Genomic DNA, 17612 nt, shown 5'->3' on the forward strand with positions numbered 1-17612 from the left:
GTTTATTAATTTATTTAATTTAATCAGTTAGGTTATATTCATTGGTTTGTTTGAGTTGGTTAGATTGAATCTAAGTTTAATTAGTTTGGGTTGATTTAATTTGTAGTTTTATATTTAAATTGATTGGTTGGGTTGTCAGCTTAGCTATGGTTGTTGATTGGCTTGGGTTGATTTAATGGTTGTTTGAGTTATTTAGTTTATATGTTTTTATATCTCAATTATTCTTTTTATTTATTGAATCTTTTGTATCAATAATTAATCTTTATGTTTACTTGTATAGGTTTATTTATTCAATCTATTTTTATGTGTCAATTGTTCTTTATATGTCTAGTTTATATTTTATTATGTAGCTTGGGTTTGTTCAATAATTGGGTTGGATTTTTAATCACTCAAGTTTATTTTATAGTGTTTATTGAGGTTTTATGGTTGGGGGTATACACTTCTTGGTTGGGTTAGGGGTTAATGTTGGGTTAGGGTGGATAGACTATGATTGTTTATTCTTGTTGGCGAGAATGAATGTTATACTTGAGATAAATTTTTATCAAGGTATGTTGTTTAATAAATGAATTTTAATTCTAAGCCGAATACGAGTCGTTTTAAATTAGTGTTTGATAAAAATTAATATGTGATGGGGGGGGGGTGAATTAAATTTTACCTACACATTCTTTAAATTTTTCTCCACGTTGAGCATAAGAGCTGAATTGATCTAAGCTTGCACAAGCAGGGCTTAATAAAGCTACTTCATTGTTTTTTAGTGTTTTGGAAATTTCTTGTACAGCATTTTCTAAAAATTCACACTTATGAGCTTTTAAATTTGCTTTTAAAGCATAATCAAGCATTTTTTGAGTGCTAAGTCCTATAGCATAGAGTTCTATGTTGAAATTTTTCATAAAATTAAATAAAGCGCTTAAATCCACACCCTTATCATCGCCGCCCACAATAAGATGAATTTTTTTATTTTTATAGCGGTTAAGAGCGGCCATTACAGCGTTTTCATTGGTCGCTTTAGTATCATTGACCCAAAGTCTACCTTGACTATCTTGTAATTCTTCGAGTTTATTTTTTTCCATGATAAATTGATTTAAAAGTTCATAGCTTAGACTATCAAGTAGAATTTTTTCTATACTTAAAGCCATGACAGCATCAAGCAAAAAAGGGCTTTTAAAAGATATTTTTTCTATATCGATACCCATTTTTTGAGCAAGATCAAATTCATCTTTGTAAGAGATAATATAAGCTTTTGTAGGTGTTTTTGCGTAAATTTCAGGCAAGATTGCAATATCACACTCATTCATTCTTTCTAAAACGCTCAATTTATCTTTTGCATAATTTTCAAAGCTTCCATGCCATGAAAGATGATCCGTACTTATAGGTAGAAGTGCATAAATTTCGGGTTTTGCAGTATGGGTATAGTGAAGTGTAAAAGATGAAGTTTCAAGTATCCAAATTTTGGCATTTAAATCAAGCTCAGCCAGAGGAAAACCGACATTTGCTCCCATTACTGCTCCAACATGTGAAAGTAGATGTGTAGCCATTTGTGTGGTTGTGGTTTTACCATTTGTACCACTGATCCAAACAGATTTTGGCATAGCATCATAAAAAAAATCATATTCGCTTTGTAAATTTTTTGCTTTTTTTATAAGGTTATGGTTAGGTGGAAAGCCAGGGCTTGGAATTTCAAGCTCGCTTACTTTTTCATCAAATTCTTTAGGATTTAAAAGATGATTACCCGATTCATCCTTGCTTTTTTCTTGAAAATGATCATCGTAGATATCAAAAGGGCCGAATTGATTGGCTAAATTTTTAGCTATTGCCTGTGTGGTTTTACCATATCCAAAAAGTGAAATTCTCATTATCTTAACTTTATCGATGCAAGCGCAAGTAAATTAGATAGCAAGGATATCATCCAAAAACGCACTATGATTTTATTTTCTACCCAGCCTATTTTTTCAAAATGATGGTGTATAGGCGCCATTTTAAATACTCTTTTATTGAAAATTTTAAAGCTTCCTACTTGTAAAATGACAGAAATGGTTTCAAGCACAAAGACAAAGCCTACAAGTAAAAGCAAGATTTCATTTTTGCTTATGATGGCTAAAAAACCTATAAATCCACCCAAGGCTAAGCTTCCACTATCTCCCATAAAAACTTGCGCAGGATAGCAGTTATACCATAAAAATCCCATAAGAGCTCCAATCAATGCAGCACAGATAATCACTACCTCGCCCAAGCCTTGAATTTTAGGTAAAAGCAAATATTCACTATAATTTAAATTTCCACTCAAATATAAAAATATACCTAAGGTAGATAAAGAAAAAATGCTAGGAACTGTTGCAAGTCCGTCAAGTCCATCGGTTAAATTGACAGCATTAGAGCTGGAGATTAAGACCAAAATCCAAAAAGCAAGAGCAAAAATTTTCATATCAAAAAGCGGATATTTGTAAAAAGGAAGATAAAATTCTGTATTAAATTCAGGGCTAAAATATAAAGGTAAAATACAGATTAATCCTACGCTTATTTGTGCTAAAAGTTTCATTTTTGGGCTAAGTCCTGAGTGGTTGTCTTTTTTTAAAATTTTACCCAAATCATCCACAAGTCCAATAAGGCAAAAAAGCACAAGACAAAGCAAGGCGGTGATTGTAAATACATTATCCAATTTAGCACAAAGAAGACTTGTAAAGACTGCACAACTTATAAAGATAAGCCCACCCATTGTAGGCGTTTGAGATTTTACCTTGTGAGTTTGGGGTGCTAGTTCATAAATGGGTTGATTTGCATTTTTGTTTTTAGCCCAAGCAATAAATTTAGGCATGATAAATAAAGACAAGCATAAAGCAATGAAAAATGCAAAGCCCGCGCGTACACTGATATAAGTAAAAAAAGCATAATCACTAAAATAAGAAAGATAATACAAAAGCTAGCCTTCTTTTTGGTTTTTAAAAGCTTAATTTTAGTAAAATCTAGCCAAAAAATTTCTTATAAAAGAGTAAAAAATGAGACAAAAATGTATTTTAGTTATTACAGATGGAATAGGTTTTAACAAAGAAAAAGATTTTAATGCTTTTGAGGCTGCTAAAAAGCCAAATTATGAGAGGCTTTTTAGAGAAGTACCAAATTCTTTAATTAAAACTAGTGGTTTAGCAGTAGGTTTGCCTGAAGGGCAAATGGGAAATAGCGAAGTGGGCCATATGTGTATAGGTAGTGGGCAAATTATCTATCAAAATTTAGTGCGTATTAATAAAGCTATAGAGAGTTGCGAACTTGAAAAAAACGCAAATTTAAAAAAACTTCTACAAAAATGCAAAAGAGTGCATGTTATTGGTTTATATAGCGATGGTGGGGTTCATTCTATGGATACACATTTTAATGCCTTGCTTGAAATTTGTGCCAAAAATGGAAATGAAGTTTTTGCACATGCAATTACTGATGGACGCGATGTAAGTCCTACAAGTGGATTAGAATTTATAAGAAAGCTAAAAAATCATTGTGAGGAAATAGGCGTGCATTTTGCTACGCTTTGCGGGCGTTTTTACGCTATGGATAGAGATAAGCGTTGGGATAGGGTGAAAGAATATTATGAGTGTTTATTGGGTAAGAGCAAGGGTGTGTCAAATTGGGTTGATTATATAGAAGAATGTTATCAAAATGAAACAACTGATGAATTTATTCAAGCGGCTAAAAACGAGAATTATAAAGGCATGCAAGAAGATGATGGATTGATTTTTGTTAATTTTAGAAATGATAGAATGAAACAACTCGTTGAAGTGTTAAATTCTAAGGATTTTAAAGAGTTTGAACGCGAAAAAATCTTTGAAAATTTACTTACTATGAGTGTTTATGATGATAAATTTAAACTCCCTGTGCTTTTTGAAAAAGAAAAAATTGAAAATACTTTAGCGCAAGTGATTTCTAAAGCAGGGCTTAGTCAGCTTCATACCGCAGAAACCGAAAAATATGCCCATGTAACTTTCTTTTTTAATGGCGGAAAAGAAGAGCTTTTAGAAAATGAAACAAGGGTTTTAATCCCAAGCCCCAAGGTAAAAACTTATGATGAAAAACCCCAAATGAGTGCTTTTGAAGTATGCGATGCGGTTAAAAAAGGGATAGAAAAGGGCGAAGATTTTATAGTGGTGAACTTTGCAAATGGTGATATGGTAGGTCATACAGGAGATTTTAATGCTGCTATAAAGGCTGTTGAGGCGGTGGATACTTGTTTGGGCGAGATTGTAGAATGTGCAAAAAAGCATGATTATGCTTTTATCATTACAAGCGATCATGGAAATTGCGAAGCTATGCAAGATGAAAAAGGAAATTTGCTTACCAATCACACTACTTTTGATGTTTTTGTTTTTGTGCAAGCAAGGGGAGTTTCAAAGATTAAAGTCAATATGGGGCTGAGTAATATAGCTGCAAGCGTGCTTAAAATTTTAGACTTAGAAATTCCAAAAGAGATGAATGAGGCTTTATTTTGATCTGTTTGCCTTTTGATATAGATTTTTGTTAAAATTTAATTTTATATTTTTTTTAAGGATAGATAATGAAATTTAGTGGAAAAAATGTTTTGATTACAGGTGCGAGTAAGGGTATTGGTGCTTCTATTGCAAAAACTTTGGCAAGTTTTGGATTAAAAGTTTGGATTAATTATCGCTCAAAACCAGAACTTGCAGATGCTTTAAAAGATGAAATTATTGCAAGTGGTGGTGTTGCTGCTGTGATTAAATTTGATGCAAGCAAAGAAGATGAGTTTGAAAACGGCGTAAAAACTATAGTTGAGAGTGATGGAGAGTTAAGTTATCTTGTAAATAACGCAGGCGTTACAAATGATAAACTTGCTTTAAGAATGAAATTAGAGGACTTTAGTGGCGTTGTGGATACGAATTTAAGTTCAGCTTTTTTAGGTTGTAGAGAAGCTTTGAAAACCATGAGTAAAAAACGCTTTGGTGCTGTTGTAAATATCGCTTCTATTGTCGGAGAAATGGGTAATGTTGGGCAAGTAAATTATTCTGCTAGTAAGGGTGGAATGATAGCTATGACTAAATCTTTTGCTAAAGAAGGAGCAAGTAGAAATTTACGCTTTAATTGCGTAACTCCAGGTTTCATAAAAAGCGATATGACTGAAGTTTTAAGCAATGAAATCAAACAAACCTATCAAGATAATATCCCTTTAAAACGCTTTGCAGAACCTGAAGAAGTAGCTAATTGTGTAGCATTTTTACTTAGTGATTATGCCTCTTATGTGACAGGCGATGTGCTTAAGATCAATGGCGGTTTATATATGTAAGGAAAAATGATGGATTTAAAAGAAATAGCGCAATTTTTAGATGATAATGCACCGGCATTTTTAGCCACTTTAGGAACTTGTGGAAATCCTAGGGTTCGTCCTATGCAGAGCCCTTTACTTGTAGGAGATAGAATTTATTTTTGTACTTCTAATAATAAAGGACTTTTTAAGCATATACAAAATTATAATGGTATTGAATTTTGTTCTTGTTCTAGAGAGGGCGTTTTTTTAAGACTTAGAGCAAATGCAGTTTTTGAACCTAACGCAAAAGTTAAAGAGCTGATGTTTGAAAAATATCCTTATCTTGTAAGCCTTTATGAGAATCCACAAAATTCTAGATTTGAAGTTTTTTATCTTGATAATTTAAGTGCTAAAATGCAGTTTCCAAACGGAGATTTTAAACTTTATAAAGCTTAAAGCAAGGATTTTCCTTGCTTTAAATATCCATTTTCATTTGTAAAGCATGTTCCCAAAAAGCATTTTCTAAACGCACTACATTATAAAAAATTTCGCTAAGATTTTCAAATTTTTCTTGAGATATTTGTTGAGTATAAGAATTTAAAAAGTCTTCAAATTCTTTAATTTCATTTTGAAATTCATCCGAGCTGTAGGTTAAAATCCACTCTTTATAAGGGTGATTTTGAAGTTTTTCCTTACCAAGTCTTTGATAAATTTCAGCTCCTATATAGCCATAACCTATAGCACAAGCACTTAAAGCTACTAGCATGTCTAAAAAATCTCCACTTTCACCTACACTTAACATATAGCGCGTATAAGCTATATTGGTTAGACTTTCATCTTTTACGCTTAATTTATCAGCATTTATACCAAGTTTTAAAATACTTTTATGAAGTTCAATCTCTCCTTCTATAATGTAGTTTTGAAATTTCATTGCAAAGCGTAATTCTTCTGCATTTTTTGCATTTAAAGCAAGTCGTGCGTAGCATTTAGCATAATGGATGAGATAGATATAATCTTGCTTGAGATAAAAAAGAAAATTCTCTTCTTTTAAACTTCCATTTTCCAATTTTTTTACAAATTCATGATGTAAATATTCATCCCAAATTTGTGAATTTGCTTCAATAAGTAGTGAAAAAAGCATTTCTTACTCCTAAAATTCAATGGTTTTTATAAAGTATAGTTAAAAACTATAAATATTTTAAGTTTTTTATTGTAAAATACGCTTTATTTTAATTTTTATCAAGGAGATATATAAATGGCAACATTTGATGATGTAAAAGCAGTGGTAGTAGAGCAATTGAGTATTGATGCAGATGCTGTTAAAATGGAATCAAAAATTATTGAAGATTTAGGTGCGGATTCTTTGGATGTTGTAGAGCTTATTATGGCATTAGAAGAAAAATTCGAAGTAGAAATCCCAGATAGTGATGCTGAAAAACTAATTAAAATTGAGGATGTTGTAAATTATATCGAAAATCTTAAAAAATAATTTAAAAAAATTCACTTTACAAGGAGCTTGTTCTTGAAAAGAGTTGTAGTAACAGGTATTGGTATGATCAATGCCTTGGGTTTAGATAAAGAAAGTTCTTTTAAGGCGATTTGTGAAGGTAAGAGTGGTGTGAAAAAAATCACTCTTTTTGATACTACAGACTTTCCGGTTCAAATTGCAGCAGAAATTGAAAATTTCGATCCTCTAGAAGTAGTTGACGGTAAAGAGGTTAAAAAAATTGATCGTTTTATTCAATTGGGCATTAAAGCTGCTCGCGAAGCAATGCAAGATGCTAATTTTGATCAAAATTTAGATAAAGAAGAATTTGGCATTGTTTCGGCTTCTGGTATTGGAGGTTTGCCTAACATAGAAAAAAATTCCATTATTTGTTCCGAGCGAGGTCCGCGTAAAATTTCCCCTTTTTTCATACCTTCAGCACTTGTAAATATGTTAGGAGGTTTGATTTCTATAGAGCATGGACTTAAAGGGCCAAATATTTCTTGTGTTACAGCTTGTGCAGCAGGAACTCATGCTATAGGAGAAGCTTATAAAAGTATAGCTTTGGGGAATGCTAAAAAGATGTTAGTCATAGGTGCAGAAGCTGCGATTTGTCCTGTGGGTATAGGTGGTTTTGCTTCAATGAAAGCTTTATCAACTAGAAATGAAGATCCACAGCATGCTTCAAGACCATTTGACAAAGAAAGAGATGGTTTTGTCATGGGAGAAGGTGCTGGAGCTTTAGTTTTTGAGGAATATGAAGAGGCTAAAAAACGCGGTGCTACGATTTATGCTGAATTAATTGGATTTGGAGAAAGTGCAGATGCGCATCATATTACTTCACCAACTTTAGATGGGCCTTTAAGAGCTATGAAAAAAGCTTTAAATATGGCAGGGAATCCAAAGGTAGATTATATCAATGCACATGGAACTTCAACCCCTGTAAATGACAAAAATGAAACAGCAGCAATTAAAGAGCTTTTTGGCAATAATATCCCGCCTATAAGTTCCACCAAAGGACAAACAGGTCATTGCTTGGGTGCTGCAGGTGCAATTGAAGCAGTTGTTAGTGTTATGGCTTTAAGAGATGGGGTAGTTCCACCTACAATCAATCAGCTTGTAAAAGATGATGAATGTGATCTTGATTATATTCCAAATATATCAAGAAAAGTAGATTTAAAAGTGGTGATGAGTAATTCTTTTGGTTTTGGTGGCACAAATGGCTGTGTTGTATTTAAAAAAGTAGATTAATATGGCTTCTTATTTAGATTTTGAAAAAAATATTCAGCAAATTGATGAGGATATCATCAATGCTCAAATTAAGGGTGATACAGAGGCTGTTGCTATACTTAAAAAAAATCTTGAAAAAGAAATTTCTAAAACCTATAAAAATTTAAGCGATTTTGGACGCTTGCAACTTGCTCGTCATCCAGATCGCCCTTATGCACTTGATTATATAGATCTAATTTTAAATGATGCCTATGAAATTCATGGAGATCGTGCTTTTAGAGATGATCCTGCTATTGTTTGTTTTATGGGATATTTAGGAGAAAAGAAACTTATAGTTATAGGAGAGCAAAAAGGGCGCGGCACAAAAGAGAAAATTGCTAGAAATTTTGGTATGCCTCATCCTGAAGGTTATAGAAAAGCTTTAAGAGTGGCAAGACTTGCAGAGAAATTTCAAATTCCTATTTTGTTTTTGATAGACACTCCAGGGGCTTATCCAGGTTTGGGTGCAGAAGAGCGCGGTCAAAGTGAGGCGATTGCTACAAATTTGTATGAACTCAGTGATTTAAAAACTCCTACTATAGCTGTAGTTATAGGAGAAGGAGGAAGTGGTGGAGCTTTGGCTATAGGCGTGGCGGATAAGCTTGCTATGATGAAAAATTCAGTTTTTTCTGTCATTTCTCCTGAAGGTTGTGCAGCTATACTTTGGAATGACCCTTCTAAAAGTGAAGCAGCAACAAAAGCCATGAAAGTGACTGCAGATGATTTAAAAAGTCAAGGCTTGATCGATGATGTGATTGAAGAGCCTATTAATGGAGCCCATCGCAATAAAGAAGCTGCTGCTGTTGCGATAGCTGATTATGTTAAAAAAGCTTTGGATGAATTAGAAAAAATAGATCCACGAGAACTGGTTTCAAATCGTATGCAAAAAATTCTTCAACTTGGAGCTTTTAGCGAAAGCTAAAAACTCTACCCCATAAAAATATTCTTTAAAATTTTCAAATTAATCCAAAAAACTCAATTTTTAATAATAAACAAAATTCATAGAAGAAAATATCAATAAAATTCCGAGTAAAGAGTGAGATATTTAATACTTGTGTATTACAAATAAAATAATACAGAAGCGCACAAAAGAAGTATTTATCTTTTTTAGTGGATAAAAATAATTTAATAAATGAGTAATATTGTAACAAAAATTTATCAATATTTAAAATATCACTTTTATATTAAAAGTATATAAAAGTGAAATACTTACTTTTTTTAAATTTGAAAAATTAAGTAACAATTTTTTAGATTATGAGAATATTAGTAACATTATTAAATAAAATTTTTATTTATCAAAGATTTATTGATAAATTTAAGTATTTTTTATTGGAAGTTAGTGGAAAATTATTTTAAAATTACTCAAAAATAAGGAGTTAACTGATGGATATTATTAATATTATTATTTTATTTTCCCTCATAATATCAATTGCTTTGGGCTATGTTTTTAAAGCGAATATTGGAGTCTTCGCAATGCTTTCAGCCTTTATTGGAGCATACCTTTATGGTATAACACCAGAAAAAGTGATTAATCTTTGGAATGGAAGTTTAAGTTTGTTTTTTATACTTCTTTCAATTACTTATTTTTATGGTTTTGCGATTGCAAATGGTACGCTAAACAATCTCGCGTTAAAAGCTGTGTATTCTGTTAGGAATAGACCTTGGAGTATTCCTATTGCACTTTATATTACAGTTATGGTATTTGTAGGAATTGGACCAGGACATTATGCAGGCTTTGCTTTTATGAGTCCTTTGGTTCTTTATATTGCTAGCAAAATCAAAATGAATAAGATTTTAGCAGCTATTATTATTTATTCTGGTTCCTGTGCAGGTGGATTTAATCCCTTTACCCTTGGTGGCAGAGTAACTTTTGATCTTATCGAAAAACTTGGTTATTCAGCAGAAGCTTCTGCAATAATGCAATTAAATTTAGGTAAAAATATGTTTATTGCACATACTTTGATTTTTATAATCGGATATTTTTTGCTAAAAGGTTATAAGGTGAAAATTACTTCGCAAATTACAAAACCAAAAAGACTCAATGCTGCACAATGGAAGACGATTTTTATTGTGTGTTTTGTTTTTGCGGTTATTATGATCCCATCTTTTTTCCTTGCTTTAAATCCTCATGATGAAACACTAAAAAAAGTAACTTCCATTTTTAACCCTGTTTTTGTTTCATTTCTTGGAATCGTTTTGGCAGTAATATTTGGAATTGGTAGTGAAAAAGAAGCATTTAAGAATGTGCCTTGGGATTTGATTTTCATGATTGGATCACTTTCTATGCTTATTGAGCTCAGTAAAACAACGGGTATAATGGAAAATATCGCAACATTTATGAGTGCGCACGGTTCAAGTAGTAGTAATTGGCTTTATTATTTGCTTGGAATTTTATCTTCTTGTATGAGTGCGTTTGCCTCAAGTATGGGGGTAGTTATGCCGACATTTTTCTCTATCGTACCATCAATCAAAGCGCTTGAGCCATCACTTGCATTTTCTATAATTGCTGTATTTGCAACATTTACTGGATATTCAAGTTTTTCAACAGGTGGAGCTTTGGTTTTGGCTGGTGCACAAGATGAAAATGAAAAACGCTATCTTTTTATAAGATTGATAATATTGCCTTTAATTTTGGTAGTATTTGGTTTTGTATTATTATTTTTAGGTATTTTAAATTAAGGAGAAAAAAATGAGTTATGAAAATTTTATTGGAAAACAAGAAAAATTTACAGAAAACATCAATGAAAAACAGGTGCAAAAAATTGTTGCAACACTACAATCTAAGCAATTAAAAAATGGTGATGCTCTTCCATATCTTTGGCAATGGTGCTTTTTTAACGAAGCACTCACTCCGGATAAATTAGGTAGAGATGGCCATCCTAAATTAGGACTAGACAAAAACAGCTTTTTGCCAAGTTTTGGTGAGGTCAATCGTATGTGGGCAGGGGGTAGATTTAACTTTATTGCTCCTTTGATTATTGGAGAAGATGCAACAAAAATCACCACAATAAAAAAGATTCAAGAAAAACAAGGAAAAAGCGGAAAGCTTACTTTTGTTACCTTAGAGCACTGCTATTATCAAAAAGAACAGTTAAAAATCGAAGAAGAACAAGATATTGTTTACAAACAACCAGCACCTCCAAAACTTACGAGTGATGTAGTTGCTATGAATGCAGATTATTCTGAAAAAATGCAACCTGATTCCACGCTTTTGTTTCGCTATTCCGCTTTAACCTTTAATGGCCATAAGATCCACTATGATTTTCCTTATGCAACGCAAGTTGAGGGTTATCATGGTTTAGTTATACATGGTCCTTTATTGGCAACTTATATGATTAATTGTTTTGTAAAAAACCATCCTGATAAACAAATTATTAATTATAGTTATAGAGGCATGCATGCGCTTTGTGTTCCTGATAGTTTTGCTGTGGAGTCAAAAATTATTGACAACAATACTGCTGAAGTATGGATGAATAAAAATGGATTTGTGGCACATTCTGGCACTATTCATTTTAAATAAAAAGGAGAAGAGATGTTACCTTTGGAAGGAAAACTAGTTTTAAGCATAGAACAAGCAATAGCAGCACCTTTTTGTACAAGGCAATTGGCAGATTTGGGAGCTAGAGTTATTAAAATCGAAAGACCTGAAGTGGGAGATTTAGCAAGAGGATATGATAAAAGAGTGGATGGCATAGCTAGTCATTTTGTATGGGTAAATCGTAGCAAAGAAAGTTTGGCTATTGATTTAAAAGATCCTGATGGGCTTGAATTTATCAAGACGATTTTACCAAAAGTAGATATTTTTGTACAAAATTTAGCATTTGGGGCATCTAAAAGATTGGGATTAGATTATGAAAATCTAAAAAAATATAACCCAAAGATTATAGTTTGCGATATTTCTGGATATGGCGAAGGTGGAAATTATGGGCATAAAAAGGCTTATGATCTTTTGATACAATCAGAAAGCGGCTTAGTTTCTATAACGGGTACGCAAGATGAATGTGTAAAAGTTCCAATTAGTATCGCAGATATTTCAGCAGGAATGTATGCTTATAGCGGTATTTTACAGGCATTATTATACTTAGAAAAAACGGGAAAGGGTTCTAGGGTAGAAATTTCCATGCTAGAATGTATGGCTGAATGGATGAATTATCCTCTTTATTACACCTATAAAAATGCGACTCCTCCAGAGAGAAAAGGTGCATTTCATGCAAGCATTACTCCATATGGGCCTTATAAGGCAAAAGATGGAGTTGTAATGTTTGGCTTGCAAAATCCAAGAGAATGGGAAAGTTTTTGTAAAATTGTATTGCAAGATGAATCATTGATCGAGCATGAAGATTTTAAAAATAATACATTAAGAACCAAAAATGCATCAAAAGTAAAAGAAATAATCGAAGATGCTTTCAAAAACCTTAGTGCAAAAGAAGTTGTAGATCGTCTTGATGAAGCAAAAATTGCAAATGGAAATGTTAACGAACTTAATCAAGTATGGGAGCATCCACAACTAAAAGCTAGAAATCGTTGGAGGGAAGTTGATAGTGAAGTTGGAAAAATTCCTGCACTTTTGCCACCTGCGACAAATAACAATTATGAAGCTAGAATGGATAAAATCCCAGCTCTTGGAGAACATACAGAATCAATTCTTAAAGAATTTGGCTTTTCTGATAAGATAAATTTATTCAAAGAAAAAAAGATTATCTAAGGATTTTATATGAAAGCCAAAAGTTTTTTATTTGTTCCATCAATTTTTCCAGAAAGATTTACAAAAGCTTTGCAAAGTGGTGCCAGTCAAATTATTATTGATTTAGAGGATTCTGTTGAAGTGGCAAAAAAAGAAGTTGGAAGAAAAAATATTGTAGATTTTTCAAGCCAATGTGCTAAAAATAATGATAAATTTCTTATAAGAATCAATGAAACAAAAAGCAAGGAATTTCAAAAAGATTTGTCTTTAATTTCAACTATTAAAGAATCTAACGGCATTATTGGCGTTGTATTGCCAAAAGCGCAAAGTTATGAGGATATAGATATACTTAGCAAATTTGAACTTCCTATAATACCTATTATTGAAAGTGCGTTAGGAGTGGAAAATTTAGATGATATTGCTAGGCATCCGAGTGTTTTAGCATTAAGTTTTGGAAGTTTAGATATGACTTTGGATTTAAATTTGCAAGAGGGTGAGGGTAAGAATTTTATTTTAAATAGCATTAGAACACAGATTGTTCTAAAAAGCACAAAATACAATCTTTTATCGCCAATAAATGGAGTTTATCCTGATATAAAAAATATTGATGGATTAAAAGAGGATTTAATATTTGCAAAATCAATGGGGTTTGGGGGGTCTTTGTGCATTCATCCAAACCAAGTTACACCAATTAATGAAGTTTTTAGCCCATCGGCCAAGCAAATTGCATGGGCAAAAGAAATTTTATCACTTAGGCAAAATAGCAATGATATTATTTTTAACTACAATGGAATGATGGTGGATCTACCCGTTATCAAAAAAGCAGAACAAATTCTGTTGGATAGCAATTCAAATCTCTCATAAGGAGATTTGAATAAATTATTTGTGGATAAATATAATACTTTTTTTAAGATATTTTTATCCTCTTACTTGTCTTTTAAAATAACTTATAATATTTCTAAAAAGCTATGTTTTGTGCAAATTTTAAGCTTTAAAATTGTTTTTATAATTATTATCAAAGTTAAGTAAGTTTAAAGTCGTTTTTATTTATACTTCAAAATTGATTTTAACTATCATAATAGCCTAATACAAGAAAGGAAAAAGGATAATGAATGCTAAAAAGCTTAAATTAAGCATTTTATGTTTTTGTTTGATGGGATTAGGTGAAATCAAAGCAGAAGAACAATACCAACTTGATGATGTGGTAGTGAGTGCAAGTGGTTTTGAGCAAGACTTAGTGGATGCGCCTGCTAGTATTTCTGTTATTACCAAGGAAGAACTTAGTAAAAACCCATTAAGGATATAGGAGAGGCAATTTCAGATATTCCAGGTGTTGATGTTACTATGAATAAAACCGGTACTTATGATTTTAGCATACGAGGTTTTGGGAGTTCTTATACTTTGGTTTTGATTGACGGAAAGCGTCAAAGTGTTGCTAATGGTTTTTATGATAATGGTTTTAGTGGCAGTGAGTCGGGATATCTGTCACCTTTGTCTATGATAGAGCGTATTGAGGTTATACGTGGTCCAGCTTCTACACTTTATGGCAGTGATGCTGTAGGCGGTGTGATAAATATTATCACTAAGAAAAATCCTGATAAAATCGAAGCAAATATAGAATTTAATACTCTTTTACAAGCACTCTAATCACTATGGTAATGCTGGAGGATTTAATGCTTATGTAGCAACTCCTTTGATTGAAGATATATTATCAATTTCTGCAAGGTTGAAGCATTATGATAAGGCAGCTTCTGATTTAAAATGGCCTACACCGGTTTGGAATAATAACAATCAAAGACCTGATAATTACCAAATTGCTAGTCATAGTCCAGGTGCTTTTACTAGTTTAGGTTTTGGTTCTAGGCTTAATTGGACAGTAGATGATAAAAATAATATATATTTTGATATAGAGCGATATATTAATGAAATTTCAGTGAATTCTACAAGTAGTAGGGCTATTAAAAGTGAAAGACAACTTTTTAAGGATAATATTGTTTTAAATCATGATGGTAACTATGATTTTGGTTCAACTAACTCATATTTACAATATGGTAGCACTAAGGATAAGGAGTTGCATAGCCAAATTTGGGTAGGAGAAGGCAAGGTTGTTTTACCTTGGAATTTAGGTCAATACGGTAATTTAGTAAATATCTTTGGTGCAAGGATTGATTATGAGATGTTAAAAAATGATCAAGCAAGCGCAGGTAGTCAAATAAGAGGTAAAAATCTTGATCAAACCACGGTTGCGCTTTATGGGGAAAATGAGTATTTTATAACAGATGATTTGATTTTTACTACAGGTTTGCGTTATATTTATAGCGATTTGTTTGATTCTGAATTTACGCCTAGGGTTTATTTGGTTTATCACTTAAATGATAATATAGCCTTGAAAGGAGGTGTTTCAAAAGGCTATAAAACTCCTGTTGCTAAGGAGTTGACAAATGGATATTATAATTATGCCAATGGTAATGCTTATTTTGGAAACCCTGACTTAAAACCAGAGGAAAGTATAAATTATGAATTGGGCGTTGATTTTAGGATATTTGATTTTGCACATTATTCTATCACAGGATTTATTACTGATTTTACAAATCAAATCAGTAGTGAAGATTTAACAGGTACGCAAAATGGTATTAGTTGTAGCAATGGCACTGTTTGTACGCGTCCTATTAATCTTGGAAAAACACAGACTAAAGGTATAGAATTTGCATTAATACCAAAACTTACAATGGTTTTAGTCTAAATTCAAGTTATACTTTTATGGATAATCGCTACAAAGATGGTCAAAAAAATTGGTTTGGTGGAGATAGAATAGAAAATTTACCAAGACATATAGCAATGTTAAAATTAAACTATGAGCGAGGTAAATTTAGTTCCTATATAAAAACACGAGCAAGACTTGATACTATAGCTAAAGCAAAAGGTGGCGGTAATGGTAGTCTGCCATGGCAAAAATATAAGCCTTTTTATATAGTAGATTTAGGGATAAATTATAAAATCAATAAGCAATCTAGCTTAAGTTTTGCAGTGCAAAATCTTTTTGATAAAAATTTCTTCGATCCGCAAGTTACTAAATGGGATGGGGCTAATCCTGCTGGATATGCAAATCGTTATTAAGACTATACAGAAGGAAGGAGTTTTTGGTTGAGTTATAAATATGATTTTTAAATTAAAAAAAAGAGTGTCTTAACTTAAAACAAGTAAAAACAAAGTATAATGAAGAAAAAATAAAGGCTTTGTTTTATGATATTTAAAAATTTAAAAGAGCTTCCTTTTTGTGAGTCTAATTATATCAAACCCAAAAGATTTAGTTATGAGAGCAATGGAAAGCTTTGTACTTGGGATTTTATAGAATCCAAAGATAGCGTTTCAATTCTTTTATATCATAAAGAATTGAAAAGCTTTATTTTTGTTCGTCAATTTCGCATACCGCTTTGGTATCATCAAAAGCAAGATAAAAACTATCATAAAGATGAAAATATGGGCTATACCATAGAACTTTGTTCAGGGCTTGTAGATAAAGATTTACCCTTAGAGCAAATAGCCAAAGAAGAATGCATCGAAGAATTAGGCTATGCCCCTAAAGAATTTGAAAAAGTAGGCGACTTTTATACAGGTTTTGGTTCGGGGGTTAGTAAGCAAAGTTTTTATTTTGCAATTGTAGATGAGAATGACAAAATTTGTGATGGTGGCGGGGTTGATGACGAGCAAATAGAGGCTGTTTTTGTAAAGATCAATGAATATGAAGAATTTTCTAAAAAGATAATCCATACACCTTTGCTTGATTTTGCTTATTTGTGGTTTTTAAAAGAAAAGAAAGAACTTTGCCTTAAATAAATAAGGCAAAGAATTTTGGATTAATTTGCTTCATTAAGCATTTCTTTAAATACATCAAATAAATGCAAAGACGCATTTTCAGCATTCTCACATTTTTTGATAATTGCATCTTGAGTATTGCTTAAGCTTACATCTTCTGTGTTTGCAATGCGGATAGCGCTATTCATATTTTCATGTACTTTTTGATGTGGCTCATTGATTTTTATAAAGCTTTTGCTATCGCCAAATCTTTCTTTTCCGGTACTTGCTACCCATTTACCTAAACGACAACTTGTATGATCGGCTAATTCTTGTCCAGATTTTGCAAAAATTTCTTTATATCCATTAAGTTTAAATGCTATATGATCAAGTTTTGCCAAAGATACAAATGCTTCTGAGGCAATACCTACAGCATTCGAATTTGTAGAGTGTGCTTCGTTGACTAAGTGGGTAAATTTTTCTGAAAAACTCATAATGTGTGCGTTAGAATTAATAGAAATTTTTTCCACTTGCTCACTTTGAGTATACATTTCATTTGCATTTTGTTTTAGAAGATTAATATTCATTTCTACTTCTGTTGTAGCTTTTTGAGTTTTTTCAGCTAACTTTCTAACTTCATCCGCAACAACAGCAAAACCCCTACCATGTTCTCCTGCTCTAGCAGCCTCTATAGCAGCATTTAATGCTAAAAGATTGGTTTGATCGGATACATCTTTAATAAGGTTAATTACATTTGTAATCTCATCAACACTACGATGTAAAGTTCCTGCAACATCGCGTGTTTTATTAGCTGATTCTGTGATATCACCCAAAGAAGCGTTTATAGAATTGGCTATATGGTTTAATTCATCCATTTCAGCTAGTGAAGTTTTGGAATAATTAGAAATAATTTCAGCTTTATTAACATTTTCAAGCATATCGCTTTGGACTATGGTAATATTTTTTAAGACACCGCCTAATAATACATTTAAAAGATCGGTTTTTAACTTTGACTCTAAAGCTTCTTGCTCTAAGAGTGAAATTTTATCTTTTAACTCTAAATTTTCAGCCTTGATTTTCTCAAGCTGCTGGGTAAGATTTTGGTTTTCATTCTTGATATCTTGAAGCTCTGTATG

At 32.0% G+C, this 17612-nt stretch carries 15 protein-coding genes and 2 pseudogenes; 12 read left to right on the forward strand and 5 right to left on the reverse strand.

The window, feature by feature from the left end; all coding sequences use genetic code 11:
- Positions 1-644: 644 nt before the first annotated feature.
- Together murD and mraY are read right to left on the reverse strand one after the other, a co-directional pair.
- Positions 645-1853 (reverse strand): UDP-N-acetylmuramoyl-L-alanine--D-glutamate ligase, encoded by a 1209-nt coding sequence (gene murD, locus BGS43_RS06955; RefSeq protein ID WP_071305165.1) that lies wholly within the window; start codon positions 1851-1853, stop codon positions 645-647.
- Positions 1853-2914, reverse strand: coding sequence for a phospho-N-acetylmuramoyl-pentapeptide-transferase (gene mraY / locus BGS43_RS06960; protein ID WP_002826446.1), 1062 nt, complete (start codon positions 2912-2914; stop codon positions 1853-1855). Before mraY ends, murD begins: the two co-directional genes overlap by 1 nt.
- A gap of 79 nt (positions 2915-2993) precedes the next feature.
- Here mraY and gpmI point away from each other — a divergent pair, with 79 nt between their 5' ends.
- The 3 genes from gpmI to BGS43_RS06975 all read left to right on the forward strand — a co-directional run bounded on the left by gpmI (position 2994) and on the right by BGS43_RS06975 (position 5698).
- Complete coding sequence (gene gpmI, locus BGS43_RS06965) at positions 2994-4472, forward strand: 2,3-bisphosphoglycerate-independent phosphoglycerate mutase (RefSeq protein ID WP_002803835.1); 1479 nt, start codon at positions 2994-2996, stop codon at positions 4470-4472.
- 65 nt (positions 4473-4537) lie between these two features.
- Positions 4538-5281 carry a 3-oxoacyl-ACP reductase FabG gene (gene fabG, locus BGS43_RS06970; protein ID WP_002790539.1) on the forward strand — a complete coding sequence of 248 codons (744 nt, stop codon included), beginning with the start codon at positions 4538-4540 and terminating at the stop codon, positions 5279-5281.
- Between the two features lie 6 nt (positions 5282-5287).
- Positions 5288-5698 carry a pyridoxamine 5'-phosphate oxidase family protein gene (locus BGS43_RS06975; protein ID WP_096569297.1) on the forward strand — a complete coding sequence of 137 codons (411 nt, stop codon included), beginning with the start codon at positions 5288-5290 and terminating at the stop codon, positions 5696-5698.
- Between the two features lie 19 nt (positions 5699-5717).
- Here BGS43_RS06975 and tenA read toward each other — a convergent pair whose 3' ends face one another.
- Positions 5718-6383 (reverse strand): thiaminase II, encoded by a 666-nt coding sequence (gene tenA, locus BGS43_RS06980; RefSeq protein WP_002826444.1) that lies wholly within the window; start codon positions 6381-6383, stop codon positions 5718-5720.
- Positions 6384-6497: 114 nt separating this feature from the next.
- On the opposite strand from tenA, the gene acpP reads away from it, so the two are divergent.
- The 9 genes and pseudogenes from acpP (at position 6498) to BGS43_RS07025 (ending at position 16518) form a co-directional block, all read left to right on the forward strand.
- Positions 6498-6731: an acyl carrier protein gene (gene acpP, locus BGS43_RS06985; protein WP_002778438.1), complete on the forward strand. Its 234-nt coding sequence runs from the start codon at positions 6498-6500 to the stop codon at positions 6729-6731.
- Positions 6732-6764: 33 nt separating this feature from the next.
- Positions 6765-7979 carry a beta-ketoacyl-ACP synthase II gene (locus tag BGS43_RS06990; RefSeq protein ID WP_002826443.1) on the forward strand — a complete coding sequence of 405 codons (1215 nt, stop codon included), beginning with the start codon at positions 6765-6767 and terminating at the stop codon, positions 7977-7979.
- 1 nt (position 7980) lies between these two features.
- On the forward strand, positions 7981-8919 hold the full coding sequence (accA, locus tag BGS43_RS06995; RefSeq protein ID WP_002826442.1) for an acetyl-CoA carboxylase carboxyl transferase subunit alpha: 939 nt from the start codon (positions 7981-7983) through the stop codon (positions 8917-8919).
- A 461-nt stretch (positions 8920-9380) separates the two neighbouring features.
- The gene (locus BGS43_RS07000; protein ID WP_057044569.1) at positions 9381-10676 is read left to right on the forward strand and encodes an SLC13 family permease; all 1296 of its coding nucleotides are present in this window, start codon (positions 9381-9383) and stop codon (positions 10674-10676) included.
- A gap of 10 nt (positions 10677-10686) precedes the next feature.
- Complete coding sequence (locus tag BGS43_RS07005) at positions 10687-11517, forward strand: hypothetical protein (protein ID WP_096569301.1); 831 nt, start codon at positions 10687-10689, stop codon at positions 11515-11517.
- A 12-nt stretch (positions 11518-11529) separates the two neighbouring features.
- Complete coding sequence (locus BGS43_RS07010) at positions 11530-12702, forward strand: CaiB/BaiF CoA transferase family protein (RefSeq protein WP_002778446.1); 1173 nt, start codon at positions 11530-11532, stop codon at positions 12700-12702.
- A gap of 9 nt (positions 12703-12711) precedes the next feature.
- Entirely contained in the window at positions 12712-13545 is an 834-nt protein-coding gene (locus BGS43_RS07015; RefSeq protein ID WP_044600509.1) for an HpcH/HpaI aldolase/citrate lyase family protein, read from the forward strand.
- Between the two features lie 244 nt (positions 13546-13789).
- A pseudogene (locus BGS43_RS07020) lies at positions 13790-15798 on the forward strand (TonB-dependent receptor domain-containing protein).
- Between the two features lie 126 nt (positions 15799-15924).
- Positions 15925-16518, forward strand: coding sequence for an NUDIX hydrolase (locus BGS43_RS07025; protein ID WP_038835380.1), 594 nt, complete (start codon positions 15925-15927; stop codon positions 16516-16518).
- A 20-nt stretch (positions 16519-16538) separates the two neighbouring features.
- Here BGS43_RS07025 and BGS43_RS10255 read toward each other — a convergent pair whose 3' ends face one another.
- Positions 16539-16970 carry a CZB domain-containing protein gene (locus BGS43_RS10255; protein ID WP_228762494.1) on the reverse strand — a complete coding sequence of 144 codons (432 nt, stop codon included), beginning with the start codon at positions 16968-16970 and terminating at the stop codon, positions 16539-16541.
- Positions 16971-17222 (reverse strand): annotated as a pseudogene (locus BGS43_RS10260) (methyl-accepting chemotaxis protein); the annotation flags it as partial. It lies immediately after the preceding gene.
- Positions 17223-17612: the final 390 nt, after the last annotated feature.

Source organism: Campylobacter sp. 110 (assembly GCF_002383965.1).
GTDB classification, from domain to species: Bacteria; Campylobacterota; Campylobacteria; order Campylobacterales; family Campylobacteraceae; genus Campylobacter_D; species Campylobacter_D coli.